Origin of the sequence: Streptomyces sp. NPDC086554 (assembly GCF_040686095.1) — a bacterium.
Taxonomy (GTDB): domain Bacteria; phylum Actinomycetota; class Actinomycetes; order Streptomycetales; family Streptomycetaceae; genus Streptomyces.
Window position 1 is genome coordinate 152473 of the sequence record NZ_JBFBJK010000005.1, and the last position, 19469, is coordinate 171941.

The 19469-nt window shown below is 66.9% G+C and carries 14 protein-coding genes, 1 tRNA gene and 1 pseudogene; 3 read left to right on the forward strand and 13 right to left on the reverse strand.

What is annotated here, in order from left to right; all coding sequences use genetic code 11:
* Nucleotides 1-19: 19 nt before the first annotated feature.
* The 11 genes from AB0O76_RS10140 to AB0O76_RS10190 form a co-directional block, all read right to left on the reverse strand.
* Nucleotides 20-3919 carry a DNA-directed RNA polymerase subunit beta' gene (locus AB0O76_RS10140; protein ID WP_365487374.1) on the reverse strand — a complete coding sequence of 1300 codons (3900 nt, stop codon included), beginning with the start codon at nucleotides 3917-3919 and terminating at the stop codon, nucleotides 20-22.
* 97 nt (nucleotides 3920-4016) lie between these two features.
* The gene (gene rpoB / locus AB0O76_RS10145; protein WP_365487377.1) at nucleotides 4017-7502 is read right to left on the reverse strand and encodes a DNA-directed RNA polymerase subunit beta; all 3486 of its coding nucleotides are present in this window, start codon (nucleotides 7500-7502) and stop codon (nucleotides 4017-4019) included.
* A 576-nt stretch (nucleotides 7503-8078) separates the two neighbouring features.
* A complete protein-coding gene (gene rplL / locus AB0O76_RS10150) occupies nucleotides 8079-8462 on the reverse strand; it encodes a 50S ribosomal protein L7/L12 (protein ID WP_365487380.1) in 384 nt (127 codons plus the stop codon).
* Between the two features lie 113 nt (nucleotides 8463-8575).
* Nucleotides 8576-9106 carry a 50S ribosomal protein L10 gene (rplJ, locus tag AB0O76_RS10155; protein ID WP_365487383.1) on the reverse strand — a complete coding sequence of 177 codons (531 nt, stop codon included), beginning with the start codon at nucleotides 9104-9106 and terminating at the stop codon, nucleotides 8576-8578.
* Between the two features lie 272 nt (nucleotides 9107-9378).
* On the reverse strand, nucleotides 9379-10365 hold the full coding sequence (locus tag AB0O76_RS10160) for a hypothetical protein (protein ID WP_365487386.1): 987 nt from the start codon (nucleotides 10363-10365) through the stop codon (nucleotides 9379-9381).
* A gap of 62 nt (nucleotides 10366-10427) precedes the next feature.
* Nucleotides 10428-11330, reverse strand: coding sequence for a hypothetical protein (locus AB0O76_RS10165; protein WP_365487389.1), 903 nt, complete (start codon nucleotides 11328-11330; stop codon nucleotides 10428-10430).
* Nucleotides 11331-11485: 155 nt separating this feature from the next.
* Nucleotides 11486-12208 carry a 50S ribosomal protein L1 gene (gene rplA, locus AB0O76_RS10170; protein WP_365487392.1) on the reverse strand — a complete coding sequence of 241 codons (723 nt, stop codon included), beginning with the start codon at nucleotides 12206-12208 and terminating at the stop codon, nucleotides 11486-11488.
* Nucleotides 12209-12294: 86 nt separating this feature from the next.
* Nucleotides 12295-12729 carry a 50S ribosomal protein L11 gene (gene rplK / locus AB0O76_RS10175; RefSeq protein WP_160506641.1) on the reverse strand — a complete coding sequence of 145 codons (435 nt, stop codon included), beginning with the start codon at nucleotides 12727-12729 and terminating at the stop codon, nucleotides 12295-12297.
* A gap of 175 nt (nucleotides 12730-12904) precedes the next feature.
* Nucleotides 12905-13804: a transcription termination/antitermination protein NusG gene (nusG, locus tag AB0O76_RS10180; RefSeq protein WP_365487395.1), complete on the reverse strand. Its 900-nt coding sequence runs from the start codon at nucleotides 13802-13804 to the stop codon at nucleotides 12905-12907.
* A gap of 77 nt (nucleotides 13805-13881) precedes the next feature.
* Nucleotides 13882-14169, reverse strand: a complete 288-nt coding sequence (secE, locus tag AB0O76_RS10185; RefSeq protein WP_190084400.1) for a preprotein translocase subunit SecE — start codon at nucleotides 14167-14169, stop codon at nucleotides 13882-13884.
* 108 nt (nucleotides 14170-14277) lie between these two features.
* Nucleotides 14278-14350, reverse strand: a tRNA-Trp gene (locus AB0O76_RS10190).
* Nucleotides 14351-14531: 181 nt separating this feature from the next.
* Between AB0O76_RS10190 and AB0O76_RS10195 the strand changes: the two genes are divergently transcribed.
* Together AB0O76_RS10195 and AB0O76_RS10200 are read left to right on the forward strand one after the other, a co-directional pair.
* On the forward strand, nucleotides 14532-15758 hold the full coding sequence (locus tag AB0O76_RS10195) for a pyridoxal phosphate-dependent aminotransferase (protein WP_365487400.1): 1227 nt from the start codon (nucleotides 14532-14534) through the stop codon (nucleotides 15756-15758).
* Nucleotides 15759-15898: 140 nt separating this feature from the next.
* A complete protein-coding gene (locus AB0O76_RS10200) occupies nucleotides 15899-16918 on the forward strand; it encodes an adenosine deaminase (RefSeq protein ID WP_365487403.1) in 1020 nt (339 codons plus the stop codon).
* Here the strand turns inward: AB0O76_RS10200 and AB0O76_RS10205 are convergent.
* On the reverse strand, nucleotides 16908-17507 hold the full coding sequence (locus AB0O76_RS10205; RefSeq protein ID WP_365487406.1) for a TetR/AcrR family transcriptional regulator: 600 nt from the start codon (nucleotides 17505-17507) through the stop codon (nucleotides 16908-16910). The two genes, AB0O76_RS10200 and AB0O76_RS10205, sit on opposite strands and share 11 nt — an antisense overlap.
* A gap of 87 nt (nucleotides 17508-17594) precedes the next feature.
* Here AB0O76_RS10205 and AB0O76_RS10210 point away from each other — a divergent pair, with 87 nt between their 5' ends.
* Nucleotides 17595-18233 carry an NAD(P)H-binding protein gene (locus AB0O76_RS10210; RefSeq protein ID WP_365487409.1) on the forward strand — a complete coding sequence of 213 codons (639 nt, stop codon included), beginning with the start codon at nucleotides 17595-17597 and terminating at the stop codon, nucleotides 18231-18233.
* Nucleotides 18234-18293: 60 nt separating this feature from the next.
* On the opposite strand, the pseudogene AB0O76_RS10215 reads toward AB0O76_RS10210, so the two are convergent.
* Nucleotides 18294-19364: pseudogene (locus AB0O76_RS10215) on the reverse strand (UDP-N-acetylmuramate dehydrogenase); the annotation flags it as partial.
* Between the last annotated feature and the right edge of the window lie 105 nt (nucleotides 19365-19469).

The following is a 19469-nucleotide window of genomic DNA, read 5'->3' on the forward strand; positions in this document are numbered from 1 at the left end:
CGCTCAAGAGGAGCCACTCCTACTGGTTGTAAGGCCCGTAGTCGTAGTCCTCCAGCGGAACAGCCTGGCCGGAGCCCGTGCCGAACGGCGAGTAGTCGATGTCGTCGTAGCCGACGGCCGAGTACATCGCTGCCTTGGCCTCTTCGGTCGGCTCCACCCGGATGTTGCGGTAGCGGGACAGGCCCGTACCGGCCGGGATGAGCTTACCGATGATGACGTTCTCCTTGAGGCCGATCAGGGAGTCGGACTTGGCGTTGATCGCCGCGTCCGTCAGGACCCTGGTCGTCTCCTGGAAGGAAGCCGCGGACAGCCACGACTCCGTCGCCAGCGAGGCCTTGGTGATACCCATCAGCTGCGGACGGCCGGAGGCCGGGTGGCCACCCTCCGTCACGACCCGACGGTTCTCGGTCTCGAACTTCGAGCGCTCGACGAGCTCGCCCGGCAGCAGCTCCGCGTCGCCGGACTCGATGATCGTCACGCGGCGCAGCATCTGCCGGATGATGATCTCGATGTGCTTGTCGTGGATCGACACACCCTGCGAGTTGTAGACCTTCTGGACCTCGCCGACCAGGTGGACCTGGACCGCGCGCTGACCGAGGATCCGCAGCACGTCGTGCGGGTTGGTGGCACCGAAGGTGAGCTTCTGGCCCACCTCGACGTGGTCACCCTCGCGCACCAGGACCTTGGCACGCTTCGAGATCGGGAACGCCGTCTCGTCGCTGCCGTCGTCCGGGGTCACGACGAGCTTCTTCGTCTTCTCGGTCTCCTCGATGCGGACACGGCCCGCGGCCTCGGAGATCGGGGCGACACCCTTCGGCGTACGAGCCTCGAAGAGCTCGACGACACGGGGCAGACCCTGGGTGATGTCGTCACCGGCCACACCACCGGTGTGGAAGGTACGCATCGTCAGCTGGGTACCGGGCTCACCGATGGACTGGGCGGCGATGATGCCGACCGCCTCACCGATGTCGACCAGCTTGCCGGTGGCGAGCGAACGGCCGTAGCAGAAGGCACAGGTGCCGACCGCGGACTCACAGGTCAGGACCGAGCGGGTCTTGACCTCCTCCACGCCGTTGGCGACCAGGGCGTCGATGAGCACGTCACCGAGGTCGACGTTCGCCGGCGCGATGACCTTGCCGTCGATGACGACGTCCTCGGCCAGCATGCGGGCGTACACCGAGGTCTCGACGTTCTCCGTCTTGCGGAGCACACCGTCCTCGCCCTTGACCGCGATCTTCAGCTTCAGACCGCGCTCGGTGCCACAGTCCTCCTCGCGAATGATGACGTCCTGCGAGACGTCGACCAGACGACGGGTGAGGTAACCGGAGTCGGCGGTACGGAGAGCCGTGTCCGCAAGACCCTTACGAGCACCGTGAGTCGAGATGAAGTACTCAAGCACCGACAGGCCCTCACGGAAGGAGGCCTTAATCGGGCGCGGGATCGTCTCGTTCTTGGCGTTCGACACCAGACCACGCATACCGGCGATCTGACGCATCTGCATCATGTTTCCTCGGGCACCCGAGTCAACCATCATGAAGATGGGGTTCGTCTTGGGGAAGTTCGCGTTCATCGCCTCGGCAACCTCGTTGGTCGCCTTGGTCCAGATCGCGATGAGCTCCTGCGTGCGCTCGTCCTTGGTGATCAGACCGCGCTCGTACTGCTTCTGGACCTTCTCGTCCTGCGCCTCGTAGCCAGCGACGATCGCCTTCTTGGCCTCGGGGACCACGACGTCGGAGATGGCCACGGTGACACCGGAACGGGTCGCCCAGTAGAAGCCCGCCGCCTTCAGGTTGTCGAGCGTCGCCGCCACGATGACCTTGGGGTAGCGCTCGGCCAGGTCGTTGACGATCTCGGAGAGCTGCTTCTTGCCCACCGAGTAGTCGACGAACGGGTAGTCCTCGGGCAGCAGCTCATTGAAGAGCGCACGGCCCAGCGTCGTACGGAGACGGAAGCTGTCGCCCTGCTGGTACTCCTGCTCCCCCTCCTCGACGGCCGGCGGGGTCCAGCCGCGCGGCGGGATGGTGCCCACCGGGAAGCGGATGTCGACCTTCGCCTGGAGCGAGAGCTCCTTGGCGTCGAACGCCATGATCGCCTCGGCCGTGGAGCCGAAGGACCGGCCCTCGCCGATGACCTTGCGCTCTTCCTCGTCCGTGGTGAGGAAGAAGAGACCCAGGACCATGTCCTGCGTCGGCATCGTCACCGGGCGGCCGTCGGCCGGCTTCAGGATGTTGTTCGAGGACAGCATCAGGATGCGGGCCTCGGCCTGCGCCTCCGCGGAGAGCGGCAGGTGCACGGCCATCTGGTCACCGTCGAAGTCCGCGTTGAACGCGGTGCAGACGAGCGGGTGAATCTGAATGGCCTTGCCCTCGACCAGCTGCGGCTCGAAGGCCTGGATGCCGAGGCGGTGCAGCGTGGGCGCACGGTTCAGGAGAACCGGGTGCTCGGCGATGACCTCTTCCAGGACGTCGTACACGACCGTGCGGCCGCGCTCGACCATCCGCTTGGCGCTCTTGATGTTCTGCGCGTGGTTCAGGTCGACCAGGCGCTTCATCACGAACGGCTTGAAGAGCTCCAGTGCCATGGCCTTCGGGAGACCACACTGGTGCAGCTTCAGCTGCGGACCGACGACGATCACGGAACGCGCGGAGTAGTCCACACGCTTACCGAGAAGGTTCTGACGGAATCGACCCTGCTTGCCCTTGAGCATGTCGCTCAGGGACTTCAGCGGGCGGTTACCGGGACCGGTGACCGGGCGACCACGACGACCGTTGTCGAAGAGGGCGTCCACGGCCTCCTGAAGCATGCGCTTCTCGTTGTTCACGATGATCTCGGGAGCACCGAGGTCGAGAAGCCGCTTCAGGCGGTTGTTGCGGTTGATGACGCGGCGGTACAGGTCGTTCAGGTCGGAGGTCGCGAAGCGGCCACCGTCCAGCTGCACCATCGGACGCAGGTCCGGCGGGATGACCGGCACGCAGTCGAGCACCATGCCCTTGGGGCTGTTGCTGGTCTGCAGGAACGCGGAGACGACCTTGAGGCGCTTGAGCGCACGGGTCTTCTTCTGGCCCTTGCCGGTACGGATGATCTCGCGAAGCCGCTCGGCTTCCTCATCCAGGTCGAACGACTCAAGGCGCTTCTGCAGAGCAGCGGCACCCATCGAACCGTCGAAGTACGTGCCGAAGCGGTCACGCAGCTCGCGGTAGAGCAGCTCGTCACCCTCCAGGTCCTGGACCTTGAGGTTCTTGAAGCGGTTCCACACCTCGTCGAGACGGTCGATCTCGCGCTGCGCACGGTCACGCAGCTGCTTCATCTCACGCTCGGCACCTTCGCGCACCTTGCGGCGTACGTCGGCCTTGGCGCCCTCGGCCTCGAGCTCGGCCAGGTCGGTCTCGAGCTTCTTGGCGCGGGCTTCGAGGTCGGAGTCGCGACGGTTCTCGACCTGCTGACGCTCCACGGAGACGTGCGCCTCCAGGGAGGGCAGGTCACGCGTACGGCGCTCCTCGTCCACGAACGTGATCATGTACGCCGCGAAGTAGATGACCTTCTCGAGGTCCTTCGGGGCGAGATCAAGCAGGTAGCCGAGACGCGACGGAACGCCCTTGAAGTACCAGATGTGCGTGACAGGGGCGGCCAGCTCAATGTGGCCCATCCGCTCACGACGCACCTTGGCGCGAGTGACCTCGACGCCGCAGCGCTCGCAGATGATGCCCTTGAAGCGGACACGCTTGTACTTACCGCAGTAGCACTCCCAGTCCCGGGTCGGACCGAAGATCTTCTCGCAGAAGAGTCCGTCCTTCTCGGGCTTGAGCGTGCGGTAGTTGATGGTCTCCGGCTTCTTGACCTCGCCGTGCGACCACTGTCGGATGTCGTCCGCGGTGGCAAGGCCGATCCGCAGCTCGTCGAAGAAGTTGACGTCGAGCACTTGTCGTCAATCCCTCTTTCGGGGTCGTGTCTCAATCATGGTCTGTACGGGTCCGGGGCGGGGCCGGGACCTCACGAGGAGGTCCCGGCCAGACCCGTCAGACCTCTTCGACGCTGCTCGGCTCGCGCCGGGACAGGTCGATGCCGAGCTCTTCCGCAGCGCGGAAGACGTCCTCGTCGGTGTCACGCATCTCGATGGACATGCCGTCCGAGGACAGCACCTCCACATTGAGGCACAGGGACTGCATTTCCTTGATGAGCACCTTGAAGGACTCAGGAATGCCGGGCTCGGGGATGTTCTCGCCCTTGACGATGGCCTCGTAGACCTTCACGCGGCCGGTCACGTCGTCGGACTTGATCGTCAGCAGCTCCTGGAGTGCGTACGCGGCGCCATAAGCCTCAAGCGCCCACACCTCCATCTCACCGAAGCGCTGCCCACCGAACTGAGCCTTACCACCCAGCGGCTGCTGGGTGATCATGGAGTACGGACCGGTCGAGCGGGCGTGCAGCTTGTCGTCGACCAGGTGGTGCAGCTTGAGGATGTACATGTACCCGATCGAGATCGGGTCCGGGAACGGCTCGCCGGAGCGCCCGTCGAACAGCCGCGCCTTGCCGGACGGGAGGACCATGCGGTCGCCGTCGCGGTTCGGGATGGTGTGCTCGAGGAGGCCGGACAGCTCGTCCTCGCGGGCGCCGTCGAAGACCGGAGTCGCGACGTTCGTCCGCGGGTCGACCTGGTCGGCGCCGATGCGCTGCAGGCTCTGCGCCCAGTCCTCGCTGAGACCGGAGACGTCCCAGCCCTGGCTGGCGAGCCAGCCGAGGTGGATCTCCAGGACCTGACCCGGGTTCATTCGGGACGGGACACCCAGCGGGTTGAGGATGATGTCGACGGGCGTGCCGTCCTCAAGGAAGGGCATGTCCTCGATCGGGAGGATCTTGGAGATGACGCCCTTGTTTCCGTGACGACCGGCGAGCTTGTCACCGTCCGTGATCTTGCGCTTCTGCGCCACGTAGACACGAACCAGCTGGTTCACGCCCGGCGGCAGCTCGTCGCCCTCTTCACGGTCGAAGACGCGTACGCCGATGACCTTGCCGATCTCACCGTGCGGCACCTTCAGCGAGGTGTCGCGCACCTCGCGCGCCTTCTCACCGAAGATCGCGCGGAGCAGGCGCTCCTCCGGCGTCAGCTCGGTCTCACCCTTGGGCGTGACCTTGCCGACGAGGATGTCGCCGGCGACGACCTCGGCACCGATACGGATGATGCCGCGCTCGTCGAGGTCGGCGAGGACCTCCTCGGAGACGTTCGGGATGTCCCGGGTGATCTCCTCCGGGCCGAGCTTGGTGTCACGGGCGTCGACCTCGTGCTCCTCGATGTGGATCGAGGAGAGGACGTCGTCCTGCACGAGGCGCTGCGACAGGATGATCGCGTCCTCGTAGTTGTGACCCTCCCAAGGCATGAAGGCGACGAGCAGGTTCTTGCCCAGCGCCATCTCGCCTTCCTCGGTCGCGGGACCGTCGGCCAGAACCTGGCCCTCGATCACGCGGGCGCCCTCGTCGACGACAACCTTCTGGTTGACGGAGGTGCCCTGGTTCGACCGGGAGAACTTGGCGATGCGGTACGTGGTGTACGTGCCGTCGTCGTTGGTGACCGTGACGTAGTCCGCGGAGACCTCCTGGACCACACCCGCCTTCTCGGCCTTGATCACGTCACCGGCGTCGACCGCACAGCGGTACTCCATGCCGGTGCCGACGAGGGGAGCCTCGGCGGTGATCAGCGGCACGGCCTGACGCATCATGTTCGCGCCCATGAGGGCACGGTTGGCGTCGTCGTGCTCGAGGAACGGGATCATCGCGGTCGCGACCGACACCATCTGGCGCGGCGAGACGTCCATGTAGTCGACGTCGTCGCCGGGGATGTAGTCGATCTCGCCGCCACGACGGCGGACGAGGACGCGCGACTCGGTGAAGCGCATGTCCTCGCCAAGGACGGCGTTGGCCTGGGCGATAACGAAGCGGTCCTCTTCGTCGGCCGTCAGGTAGTCGACGTCGTCGGTGACGACGCCCTCGACGACCTTGCGGTACGGCGTCTCGACGAAGCCGAACGCGTTGACGCGGCCGTACGAGGCGAGCGAACCGATCAGACCAATGTTCGGGCCTTCAGGCGTCTCAATCGGGCACATGCGGCCGTAGTGGGACGGGTGAACGTCACGGACCTCGAAGCCGGCCCGCTCACGGGAGAGACCACCCGGGCCAAGCGCCGACAGACGGCGCTTGTGGGTGAGACCCGACAGCGGGTTGTTCTGGTCCATGAACTGCGACAGCTGGCTGGTGCCGAAGAACTCCTTGATGGAGGCGACGACCGGCCGGATGTTGATCAGGGTCTGCGGCGTGATCGCCTCGACGTCCTGAGTCGTCATGCGCTCACGGACGACGCGCTCCATACGAGCCAGACCCGTACGGACCTGGTTCTGGATGAGCTCGCCGACGTTGCGCAGACGACGGTTGCCGAAGTGGTCGATGTCGTCGGTCTCGACGACGATCGACATGCCGCTGTCGCCAACGGTCTCGGTCTCACCCGCGTGCAGCTTCACCAGGTACTTGATCGAGGCGATGATGTCCTCGACCGTGAGGATGCCCGCGTCGAGCGGAGCGTCCGCACCCAGCTTCTTGTTCACCTTGTAGCGGCCGACCTTCGCGAGGTCGTAGCGCTTCGGGTTGAAGTAGAGGTTCTCAAGAAGCGTCTGGGCGGCCTCACGGGTCGGCGGCTCGCCCGGACGCAGCTTGCGGTAGATGTCGAGCAGCGCGTCGTCCTGGCCCTGGGTGTGGTCCTTCTCCAGGGTGGCGCGCATGGACTCGTACTCGCCGAACTCCTCGAGGATCTGCTCGGTCGTCCAACCGAGAGCCTTGAGCAGAACGGTGACCGACTGCTTGCGCTTGCGGTCGATGCGCACACCGACCATGTCGCGCTTGTCGATCTCCATCTCCAGCCAGGCACCCCGGGACGGGATGATCTTGGCGGAGAAGATGTCCTTGTCGGACGTCTTGTCGATCGAGGAATCGAAGTAGACACCCGGCGAACGGACCAGCTGCGACACGACGACACGCTCGGTGCCGTTGATGACGAAGGTGCCCTTGTTCGTCATGAGCGGGAAATCGCCCATGAAGACCGTCTGGGACTTGATCTCGCCGGTCTCGTTGTTGGTGAACTCAGCCGTGACGAAGAGCGGGGCGGCGAACGTGAAGTCGCGCTCCTTGCACTCGTCGATGGAGTTCTTCGGAGGCTCAAAACGGTGGTCGCGGAACGTCAGCGACATCGACCCAGAGAAGTCCTCGATCGGAGAGATCTCCTCGAAGATCTCTTCCAGACCGGACTTGGTGGGGACGTCCTGTCCGCTGTCCAGAGCCGCCTCGACACGAGCCTTCCACGCTTCATTGCCGAGCAGCCAGTCAAAGCTCTCGGTCTGCAGCGCAAGAAGGTTCGGAACCTCGAGGGGCTCCTTGATCTTTGCAAAGGAGATGCGCAGCGGGGCGGTGCTGGCGCCGTTGTTCGTATTCGCGGTCGAGGCAGTGCGCGAGGCGGCCAAGAGGGGGTCCTTCCGAGGGCTCGGACTCACTACGCGCGTACCGGTCCCAGGCTGGGCACAGAGACAGACCCTCCTGATTGGCTATTTGGCCAGGTCAGGGAAGATCTGATCCACAGTGCTCAAGCATGGGCATGCCCCTGGTGACGGGCAGGAGGCAGCTAACAGGCAGCGCAAAGGGTCAGTGTAGCCACTCGGCCCACTGATGTCCAGTGCGGGTTTTGGGAGACCCTCGTTTTTCTCAACACCTGCGGCAAGCCACGTCCTCAACGCACATCGATACTGCCCTCTTCGTCGCCGATCCATGCCTCGGATGCGGATCGTTGTGACGACGCGTCCTGAGAATTGCGCGCTGCGTGCGGTTCGTCAAGGCCCCCCTGCCCAGACTTGGCTCTCAGGGCGTCACCGTCACGGCTGTCCCGAGGCACAACGAAGATCACCATACTCGTCGCGACGGGCAGCGCAAGGTAGCCGTCGGGGTGCGCCGGGGAACGCCGAAGGGCGACCACCCAGATGGGTGATCGCCCTTGGCAAGCGTCGCCTGAGCGACGCTCAAAAGGAGTCAGACGACTCGCGAGGTCACTTGACCTCGACGGAGGCGCCGGCGCCCTTGAGGGCCTCGGCGGCCTTCTCCGCGGCGTCCTTGGCGACCTTCTCGAGGACCGGCTTCGGGGTGCCGTCGACGAGGTCCTTGGCCTCCTTCAGACCCAGGGAGGTCAGCTCGCGCACGACCTTGATGACCTGGATCTTCTTCTCGCCGGCGCCCGTGAGGATGACGTCGAACTCGTCCTGCTCGGCCTCGGCCTCGGCCGGAGCGGCAGCGCCACCCTGGATGGCAACGGCGGCCGGAGCGGCGGCGGTGACGTCGAACTTCTCCTCGAACGCCTTCACGAACTCGGAGAGCTCAAGGAGGGTGAGCTCCTCGAACTGGGCAAGCAGGTCTTCGGTGCTGAGCTTCGCCATGATGGGCGATCCTTCCACTAATTCGGCTGGTGCCGGGTGTATATGAAGGCGGGCGTACGTTGGGCCCGCTGCGACCGGCGCCCTAGCGGGCGTCGATCAATGCGCGAGCCGAATTACTCGGCACCGCCCTGCTCGGCCTGCTTGGCACGAAGCGCCTCCGCGGTGCGGACGAACTTCGAGGGAAGCGCCTGGAAGACCGCGGCAGCCTGGGACTGCTTGGCCTTCATGGCGCCCGCCAGCTTGGCGAGCAGAACCTCGCGGGACTCGAGGTCCGCGAGCTTCTTGATCTCATCGGCGGTCAGCGCCTTACCGTCAAGGACACCGCCCTTGATGATGAGGTTGGGGTTCTCCTTGGCGAAGTCACGAAGACCCTTCGCCGACTCCACCGGGTCACCGGTGACGAAGGCAACCGCCGTCGGACCGTTGAACTGGTCGTCGAGCGTGGTGATCCCGGCAGCGTTGGCCGCGATCTTGGTCAGCGTGTTCTTCACCACGGCGTACTCGGAGTTCTCACCGAGCGAACGGCGCAGCTGCTTGAGCTGGGCCACGGTGAGACCCCGGTACTCGGTCAGCACGGCGGCGTTCGAGCTGCGGAACTTGTCCGTGAGCTCGGCTACCGCGGCAGCCTTGTCGGGCGTCGGCATAGAGCGTCGGCCTCCTTCCGGGTGATGAGGACCGCTCAGAAGGGGCTGACAAAACAAAACGCCCCGGCACAGGTGCACGGGGCGTGAGCTCGACCTGACGGAATCCCGTCCGGGAGCACTTCCACAGTCACCTGCGCGGGTCGTCCGCAGTTTCAGCGGATCCTTCGGCCACCGCACTCTCTTGCGAGCGCACGGCAACGACCAGCGGTCTTTGGCTTCTGTGGAAGAGTACGCGAACGGGTTCGCGTCAAGCAAATCGGTCAGAAGCTCGCTCAGAAGCCGCTGTCGGCTCCGGAGCCGGCACCGTCCTTGCCGAGGTCGCCGAGCTCCTTGAACATCTCCATCAGATCGAAGGTCTCCCCGGCCGGCGGCGCGGTCACCTTGGCGGCGGAGCCGTAGTCGGAGAACTTCTGCGAGGTCTTCATCGTGCCCTCGGGGCTCTTGACGTCGATGTCCATGCGGACGGGGTAGTCGTCCTCATTGACCCAGACCTCGGTGTCGTACCCCTTGATCCCGGACTTCTCGATGCCCTTGAAGAGCTCATCGCGCTCGCTCTTGCTGAGCACGTCGTCGAGCCCCTTGTTGCTCTCCATCATTTCCTTGACGGTGAGCCGGCCCTTGTAGCGCTGCGTCTGTACGCCGTCGACCTTCGCGGAGCCGACGTGCTTCAGGTTCGGCGAGTCCAGGAGCAGCGCGAGCTGCTGCGCCGGGTCCTGGTTCATGCTGTCCAGGCCGCCGGTCATCTGCTTCGCGAGCTTCTTGTCACCGGCCTGCTCTGCGATGGCGTTGAGGTCCATCTTCATCCAGCGCTTGCCGTCCATGCCCATGCCCTTGGCCGCGGCCTCGCCCATGTCCATGTACATCACGTTGTCGCGCCAGAGCATCCGGACCTTCTCCGGAGCGTCCGGGTCGCCCGCCGTGAGCGCGGAGCCCGTCATCGTCACATCCATGACGGTCGGGTCCCAGCCCATGACGCCGGACATCTTCATCTCGCCGGATTCGCCGCCCATCGAGGCCGGCGCCGACATGGTCATCTCGACCTTGGCCGACTTGGCAGCCGACGTCTTCTTGTACGCGGCAGTGATGACCTCGGTCACCTGCGACCGGGACTGGGTCTCCCCCGAGCCCGCCCCCTTGGTCTTCTTGCTGCTGTCGGAGCCCTGGCAGGCCACCGCGCCGGTGCAGAGCAGCGCGGTGGCGAGCACGGCGCCCGCCACTCTCTTACGTCCCTTGTCCCCACGTACGGAAACAACAGTCATGACCCCACCCCTAGGAACACATGAACGACATATTTCGTGGCGAGACTACCTGACCTTCGAGGTCAGGCCTGCGGCTGCTGGTTCATGAGGTCCTTGAAGCTCACCGTGTCCGAGGCCGGGGGCTTCTCGACGGTGACCGGGGTGCCGTAGTCGCTGTAGTAGACCGTCTGGGAGAAGGCGCCGGTCTTCATGTCGGCCTTCTCGGTCTTCTTGACCAGCAGATCGTCGTCGTTGACCCAGATGTCGATCGTCTCGGTGCTCATGCCGGCCTGGCTGAACTGCTTCTTCAGCTCGGCCAGTTGACCCGCGTCAAGGTCCGCGTTCTTGCCGGTGAAGTCGGCGACGTCGACCTCTCCGGAGTAGTGCGTCGTCCTGGTCCCGCGCACCGTCTCCTCGCCCACGCGCTTCACGTCGCCCGAGGCGAGCAGCATCTTGACCGACTGGTTCGGGGTGGTGTTCTGCATCTGGTCCTTGAAGGCATCGCCCGCGGCGCCGCCCATCTCGGCCAGCGTGGCGTAGTCGTACTCGATCCAGTGCTTGCCGCCGCCCGCCTTGGCCGCGAACTCGTCGCCCATGTTGGCGTAGAAGCCGCTCTTGAGATAGCGGTAGTCGATCTCCGACTGCCCCATCTGCTTCATCTGCTCGGCCTGGGTGCCACCCGTGAGCGTCGCGGTGACGTTCCCGGTGATGCCGTCCTTCCAGGCCATCTCCCCGTCCATGTCCATCGACATCTGGGTGCCCATCACCGTCTTGCCCTCGACCTTGGCCGAGTCGGCGTCGTCGGTCTTGTTCTCGATGGTGCGCAGGGCGGCTATCGGGCTGAGGGCCACCGAGCCCTTCCCCTTGCCCTTGCCTTCGCCTTCACCGCCCCCGGAGCCGCCGGAGGAGCCGCAGGCCGCGACCCCGGTCAGCGCGGCGGCCACCGCGATCGAGAGACCCGCACGTCGCATGGTCGTGCTGTTCATGCCGTCCCACCCCTTGTACTCGTCTGAAGCCTGCACGCTAGCGCAGTCCTCTGACAGCTCTGACGGACATGCGCTAATACGAGGACGGGCCCCGCACCTCGAAAGGTTGCGGGGCCCGTCCACAGAACGCGTACGCGACGCGGCTGCCGTCAGTTTCAGACGGCGGCCGGGTCCTCCTCGACGAGGAGGTTGCGGGTGCGGTTGCTGTCCAGCGGAATGCCGGGGCCCATCGTGGTGGTGAGGGCGGCCTTCCGGATGTAACGACCCTTGGCGGCCGACGGCTTCAGACGGAGGACTTCCTCCAGCGCCGCGGCGTAGTTCTCCACCAGCTTGGTGTCGTCGAAGGACACCTTGCCGATGATGAAGTGCAGGTTCGAGTGCTTGTCGACGCGGAACTCGATCTTGCCGCCCTTGATGTCGTTGACAGCCTTCACGACGTCGGGGGTGACGGTGCCGGTCTTCGGGTTCGGCATCAGACCACGCGGACCGAGCACGCGGCCGAGGCGGCCGACCTTGCCCATGAGGTCCGGGGTGGCGACGACGGCGTCGAAGTCCAGGCGGCCCTTCGCGACCTCGTCGATCAGCTCGTCGGCGCCGACGATGTCGGCCCCAGCGGCTTCCGCGGCCGCAGCACGGTCACCGGTCGCGAAGACCAGGACCCGGGCGGTCTTGCCGGTGCCGTGCGGGAGGTTCACGGTGCCACGGACCATCTGGTCGGCCTTGCGCGGGTCGACACCCAGGCGGAAGGCGACCTCGACGGTACCGTCGAACTTGGTCGCGGAGGTCTCCTTGGCGAGACGGACGGCCTCGAGCGGGGCGTACAGCTTCTCCCGGTCGATCTTGGCGTCCGCAGCGCGGAGAGTCTTGCTGCGCTTCACTTCTGCTCCTGTTGGTTCAGGTATGGAGTCGTGGTGCGGACCAGCGCTTGGCCCTACCACTGAGAAAGGTCAGACGGGGGAGGTTCTCAGCCCTCGACCGTGATGCCCATGGAGCGGGCGGTGCCGGCGATGATCTTCGACGCGGCGTCCAGGTCGTTGGCGTTGAGGTCTTCCATCTTGGTGGTGGCGATCTCGCGGACCTGCGCCTCGGTGATCTTGGCGACCTTGGTCTTGTGCGGCTCGCCGGAGCCCTTCTCGACACCCGCGGCCTTGAGGATCATCTTGGCGGCCGGCGGAGTCTTGGTCACGAAGGTGAAGGAGCGGTCTTCGTAGACCGTGATCTCCACCGGGATGACCCAGCCACGCTGCGACTCGGTCGCGGCGTTGTAGGCCTTGCAGAACTCCATGATGTTGACGCCGTGCTGGCCCAGCGCGGGGCCGACCGGCGGAGCCGGGTTGGCGGCGCCGGCCTGGATCTGGAGCTTGATGAGCCCCGTGACCTTCTTCTTCTTGGGAGGCATTGCTCTCTCCGGGTCCTAGTGAGAGTTTTCAGCCGCCGTCCGGTCATCCGGATGGAGGCATACCGCACAACGATAACGGGTATCGTCGTGCAGCTAAAAACCGAGCAGGTCAGACCGGCTTTGACAGCCCGTCTGACCTGGTCGGAAGCGTGTGTTCCAGAGGAAACCGCGAAGGCTAGTTCTTCTGGATCTGGTCGAAGCTGAGCTCGACCGGGGTCTCGCGGCCGAAGATCTCGACGAGGCCCTTGACCTTCTTCGAGTCGGCGTTGATCTCGTTGATCGTCGCCTGCAGCGTCGCGAACGGGCCGTCGGTGACGGTGACCGAGTCGCCCACCTCGAAGTCCAGGACCTGGACCTCGACCTTGCGCTGCGGAGCGGGCTTGCCCTCGGCCTCGGCGGCCTCGCGGGCGGCCTTCTCCTCGGCCTCCGGGGCGAGCATCTTGACGATCTCGTCCAGGGTCAGCGGGTACGGGTCGTAGGCGTTGCCCACGAAGCCGGTGACGCCGGGGGTGTTGCGGACGACGCCCCAGGACTCGTTCGTCAGGTCCATGCGCACCAGGACGTAGCCGGGGAGCTTGTTCTGACGGATCGTCTTGCGCTCGCCGTTCTTGATCTGCGCGACCTCTTCCTGCGGCACCTCGGCCTGGAAGATGAAGTCCTCGACGTTCAGCGAGACGGCACGCTGCTCGAGGTTGGTCTTCACGCGGTTCTCGTAACCGGCGTACGTGTGGATGACGTACCACTCGCCGGGGAGGGTGCGGAGCTCTTCGCGCAGGGCGACGATCGGGTCGACCGGCTCGGCCTCCTCCTCGTCCTCGACGGACTCGGCGGCCTCAGCGGCTTCGCCGGCCTCTTCGGTCTCGTCCTCGGCGACGGCCTCGTCGACCTCGGCGTCGGCTTCGTCACCGGGCTCGGTCTCGACGTGCAGGGCCGCCTCCTCGGCGGGTGCGCCCGCGGCGGCGTCGGCAGCCTCGGCCTGGTCCGGGTCCTCGGCGTCCGCCGCCTCGACGATGTCGAGCTGGTCCTCCACGGACTCCGCCGACTCGATGGCGTCGTTCAGGTTCGGGTCAGACACGGTGGCTGCTTCTTCCTGGATACAGAGGGGTGGAACGCGCGAAACGGGCGCCGGGAACGGCGCCCTTCGCTCTCGGCTCAGCCGAAGACGTACTTGACGGCCTGGTTGAACCCATAGTCAATCACGGTCACGAGGCCGATCATGATGACGACGAAGACAATCACCACGGTGGTGTACGTCGTGAGCTGACTGCGAGTCGGCCAGACGACCTTGCGGAGTTCCGCGACGATCTGGCGGTAGAAGAGCGCGAGACGGCCGAAGGGGCCCTTCTTGCCGCGCTTGCCACCCTTGCGGGCCTTCTTCTTGGACTCCGGCGCCTCGTCCTGGGCATCAGGCATGTCGATGGAGCCCACGGCGTCCGTCACTCGTCCTCACCTGATTCCGGGTCGTGGCCGTGCCGCGCCCGGTTGAGCCGCACGGCGGTGCAATGCAGTACGTACATGCGCACACATCCTGGCGAGAGGTGTGTGTAGCAGGGCCGGAGGGACTTGAACCCCCAACCGCTGGTTTTGGAGACCAGTGCTCTACCAATTGAGCTACGACCCTTTGATTTCCCCCAACCTACCGCATCCGTCCCGGTGCACAGAGTGCGTTGAGAGGGCGCGGCCGGTGAGGGCCAACGAGCAGTGAGTGTACGTGCTCAGCGGCGCTCCGTCGAACAGCTTCAGATCCGGTGGTCATGGAAACGTGCGTGCCGGGGCCGTTTCGGGTCTGGAACGATGGGGTCATGAGCGCTGCCACTTCTCCCACCGAGCGCCGGGTCTCCGCCCGCATCGGCGCGATCTCCGAGTCCGCGACCCTCGCCGTAGACGCCAAGGCGAAGGCCCTCAAGGCCGCAGGACGGCCCGTGATCGGCTTCGGTGCGGGCGAGCCCGACTTCCCGACGCCCGACTACATCGTCGAGGCCGCCATCGAGGCCTGCAAGAACCCGAAGTACCACCGCTACACGCCGGCGGGCGGGCTTCCCGAGCTCAAGGCCGCGATCGCCGCGAAGACGCTGCGCGACTCCGGGTACGAGCCCGAGGTCTCCCAGATCCTGGTGACGAACGGCGGCAAGCAGGCCATCTACGAGGCGTTCGCCGCGATCCTCGACCCGGGCGACGAGGTCATCGTCCCGGCTCCGTACTGGACGACGTACCCGGAGTCGATCCGTCTCGCGGGCGGTGTGCCGGTCGAGGTCGTCGCCGACGAGACCACCGGCTACCGCGTCTCGGTGGAGCGGTTGGAGGCCGCCCGCACGGAGCGCACGAAGGTCGTCCTCTTCGTGTCGCCCTCCAATCCGACCGGCGCCGTCTACAACAGGGCCGACGCCGAGGCGATCGGCCGCTGGGCCCTCGAGCACGGCCTGTGGGTCCTGACCGACGAGATCTACGAACACCTCGTCTACGGAGACGCGACGTTCACCTCGCTGCCTGCGCTCCTGCCCGAGCTGCGCGACAAGTGCATCGTGGTCAACGGCGTGGCCAAGACGTATGCGATGACCGGCTGGCGGGTGGGCTGGATCATCGGCCCGAAGGACGTCGTGAAGGCCGCGACGAACCTCCAGTCGCACGCGACGTCGAACGTCTCCAATGTCGCGCAGGTGGCCGCCATCGCCGCCGTCTCCGGTGATCTGACCGCCGTCGAGAAGATGCGCGAGGCCTTCGACCGGCGCCGCAAGACCATCGTGCGGATGCTGAACGAGATCGACGGCGTGTTCTGCCCGGAGCCCGAGGGCGCCTTCTACGCGTACCCCTCGGTGAAGGGCCTCATCGGCAAGGAGATCCGCGGCAAGCGCCCGCAGAACTCCGTCGATCTTGCCGCGCTGATCCTGGAGGAGGCCGAGGTCGCGGTCGTTCCGGGTGAGGCCTTCGGGACGCCGGGTTACCTGCGTCTTTCGTACGCCCTGGGTGACGAGGACCTCGTCGAGGGCGTCTCGCGGATCCAGAAGCTGCTGGCCGAGGCCCGCGACTAGGGGCCGCCGGTTTTCGCGCTCCACGCGCGCGTGCGGGCCGTCTCTCCTCTGGGAGAGGCGGCCCGTTTCTTCGTTCGGGGAAGGTCCCGAAGGTGGAAAGGCGCTACCGGGACGCCGTGTGCGTACGGCAAGATCCTTGGATGGAGCGTGTACGAGACGTAAGAGAGCTGCCGAAGGCCCATCTGCACCTGCACTTCACCGGGTCGATGCGGCCCACGACCCTGCTCGAACTCGCCGACAAGTACGGCGTGCGGCTCCCGGAGGCGCTGACCGGCGCGGAGCCGCCGAAGCTCCGGGCTACCGATGAGCGCGGCTGGTTCCGCTTCCAGCGGCTCTATGACGCCGCGCGCTCCTGTCTGCGCGAGCCCGAGGACATCCGGCGCCTTGTGCGGGAGGCCGCCGAGGAGGATCTGCGGGACGGGTCGGGGTGGCTGGAGATCCAGGTCGACCCGACGTCGTACGCGCCGCGGCTCGGTGGGCTCATCCCGGCCCTGGAAATCATCCTGGACGCCGTCGAGAGCGCCTCGCGGGAGACCGGCCTCGGAATGCGCGTGCTGGTCGCCGCGAACCGCATGAAGCACCCTCTGGACGCCCGCACGCTGGCGCGGCTCGCGGTGCGGTACGCGGACCGGGGCATCGTCGGCTTCGGGCTCTCGAACGACGAACGCCGGGGCATGGCACGGGACTTCGACCGGGCCTTCTCGATCGCGCGCGACGGCGGTCTGCTCGCGGCGCCGCACGGCGGTGAGCTGACCGGGCCCGCTTCAGTGCGGGACTGCCTGGACGACCTGCACGCGGCGCGGATCGGGCACGGGGTGCGGGCCGCCGAGGACCCGCGGCTCCTGAAGCGGCTCGCGGACCGAGGCGTGACGTGCGAGGTCTGCCCGGCGTCGAACGTCGCGCTCGGCGTCTACGAGAAGCCCGAGGACGTGCCGCTGCGGACGCTGTTCGACGCCGGGGTGCCGATGGCGCTCGGGGCCGATGACCCGCTGCTCTTCGGGTCGCGGCTCGCCGCCCAGTACGAGATCGCGCGCCGGCACCACGACTTCTCGGACGCCGAGCTCGCCGAACTGGCCCGGCAGTCGGTCCGCGGCTCGGCGGCCCCCGCCGACGTACAGGAGAAGCTGCTGTCCGGGATCCAGGAGTGGCTCAGCGGCTGATGCCCGCCAGGAGGGTGCGGGCCAGGGCGGCGGCGAATTCGTCGACGGGCTGCGGGGGCCGCTTGCCGACCGTGGAGTCGTAGGCGAAGGCACGCTGGGCGCAGGCGCCCAGGAGCAGTGAGGCGGCGGCGAAGGTGTCGGCCCCCGGGTCGATGCGGCCGGCGTCGCGTTCGGCGCGGAGATAGGCGTCGAGGGCCTCGATGGGCATGTGCGGGCCCGTGCCCATCTCCCGCATGGAGTCCTCGTGGCGGCGCTTGAGCTTGGTCTCGGCGTAGAGGGACGCGGCGATCGGGAAGCTCTCGGCGTAGAAGTGGCTGGCCAGGCGGGCGATCTCGGCGAGGTTCTCCTCCACCGTGCGCTCCCCCGGGTCCTCGGCGAGGCGGTGCAGCAGCGGACCCAGGCGGGGCAGCCGCTCCTGGAGGACGCCCACGAACAGCTCTTCCTTGCTGGCGAAGTGCTTGTAGAGCGCCGCTTCGGAGCAGCCCGCCGCTTTGGCGATCTCCTTGGTGGTGGCACGGGAGAGGCCGACGGTGAGCATGAGTTCATGGGCCGCGTCGAGGATGCGGGCCCGGGTGGGCTTCAGCTGCATGTGCCGTCCAAGCAAGCTTGACGAAAGGGTGAGTGGATACTCACCCTAAGGGTGAGTGAACACTTACCCACCTGGGGAGGGTACGCAATGAAGCTCACGGTTTTCGGTGCGACCGGCGGTGTCGGCGGGGAGATCGTCCGGCAGGCGCTCGCTACGGGGCACGAGGTCACGGCGGTCGTGCGCGATCCCGCGCGGCTTTCGGCGACGGGAGACGGCCTGGAAGTCTTCCGGGCCGACCTGAAGGACCCGGAGTCGCTGCGGGGCGCGGTGGCAGGACGGGACGCGGTGCTCTCGGGGCTCGGGGCGCGCGGGACGGCGGACGCCCGGGCAGGGGTGGCGACCACCCTCACGCGGTCGGTGGTGCATGCCATGGAGGCCGAGGGGGTGCGCAGGCTTGTGGTGGTGAGCGCGGCGCCGGTCGGCCCGCCCGCCGAGCGTCAGCCGGTGATCGACCGGATCGCGGGGTCCCTGGTCAGCAGGATCCTGAAGGCGGTGTACGACGATCTGCGGGCCATGGAGGCCGAGCTGGCGCACAGCGCGACGGACTGGACGTCCGTGCGCCCGCCGCGACTCCAGGACAAGCCGGCGACGGGCGTCTACCGCCGGGTGGTCGGGGGCACTCCGGCCAGCGGAAGGTTCCTGGGGAGGGCGGATGTGGCGCACGCGATGCTGGCGGCGATCGACGATCTGGCGACGGTGAAGCAGGGCGTGGGCGTCGCCTACTAGTGGCCTACTACGCCTACTAGCGGCCGCCCTGTGGCCGACCGCCCTCTACGGAGAGGGCGGTTACAGGCTGACGCCGACGGTCACCGGCTCGTTGACCAGCGTGACCCCGAAGGCGTCCCGCACCCCGGCGACAACCTCGCGGGCGAGGGCAAGGAGGTCCTCGGTGGTCGCGCCGCCGCGGTTGGTGAGGGCGAGGGTGTGCTTGGTGGAGATGCGGGCCCGGCCTTCGCCGTAGCCCTTGGTGAAGCCCGCCTTGTCGATCAGCCAGGCGGCGGAGGTCTTCACGCGGCCGTCGTCCGTCGGGAAGGCGGGAGGCGCGACATCCGGGCCGAGGCGGTCGGCCACGCGCGCGTGGAAGACGGTGAACTCGTCCTCGGTGAGGATCGGGTTGGTGAAGAACGACCCGGCCGACCAGCTGTCGTGGTCCTCGGGGTCGAGCACCATGCCCTTGCCCGCGCGGAGCTTCAGGACGGTCTCACGGGCGACAGCCGCGGGGACCCGGTCGCCCGCCTGCACGCCGAGCGTGCGGGCCGTCTCCGGGTACTTGAGCGGCGCGCTCATCCCCTGGGCGTCCTCCAGGGCGAAGCGCACCCGCAGGACCACGAAGCGGTCAGGATGGGCCTTGAAGCGACTGTGACGGTACGAGAAGTCGCACTCGGCGTTCGCAATGGTGACCGTCTCGTGGGTCTTCCTGTCGTAAGCGATCACCTCGGTGATCGTCGACGAGACCTCCTGGCCGTACGCCCCCACGTTCTGGATCGGCGTCGCGCCTGCCGAGCCGGGGATTCCGGCGAGGCACTCGATGCCCGCGAGCCCGGCCTCCACGACGCGGGCGACGGCGTCGGTCCACACCTCGCCGGCGGCCAGCTCCAGCTTCGTACCGTCGAGTTCGAAGCCCTTCGTGGCGATGCGCAGCGCCGTGCCGTCGAAGCCCTTGTCCCCGATGACGAGGTTCGAGCCGCCGCCGATGAGCAGCAGCGGGGTCCCGGAGTCATCGGCCTCGCGGACGGCGGCGATCACCTCGGCGTCGGTCGTCGCGGTGATCAGACGGGTCGCGGGGCCACCGAGCCGGAAGGTGGTCAGCGGGGCGAGGGGGGCATCGTGGAGTTCCTGCACGTGCTCAAGAGTACGGTCCGTGGCCCCGCCCCGCCGCGGCGGCGCCCGGCCCGACGGGCCCGGCGACCCCCGGGGCGGGCACCGCGCGGCCGCGCCCGGGCGGCAAGCCCCCCCGGCGGC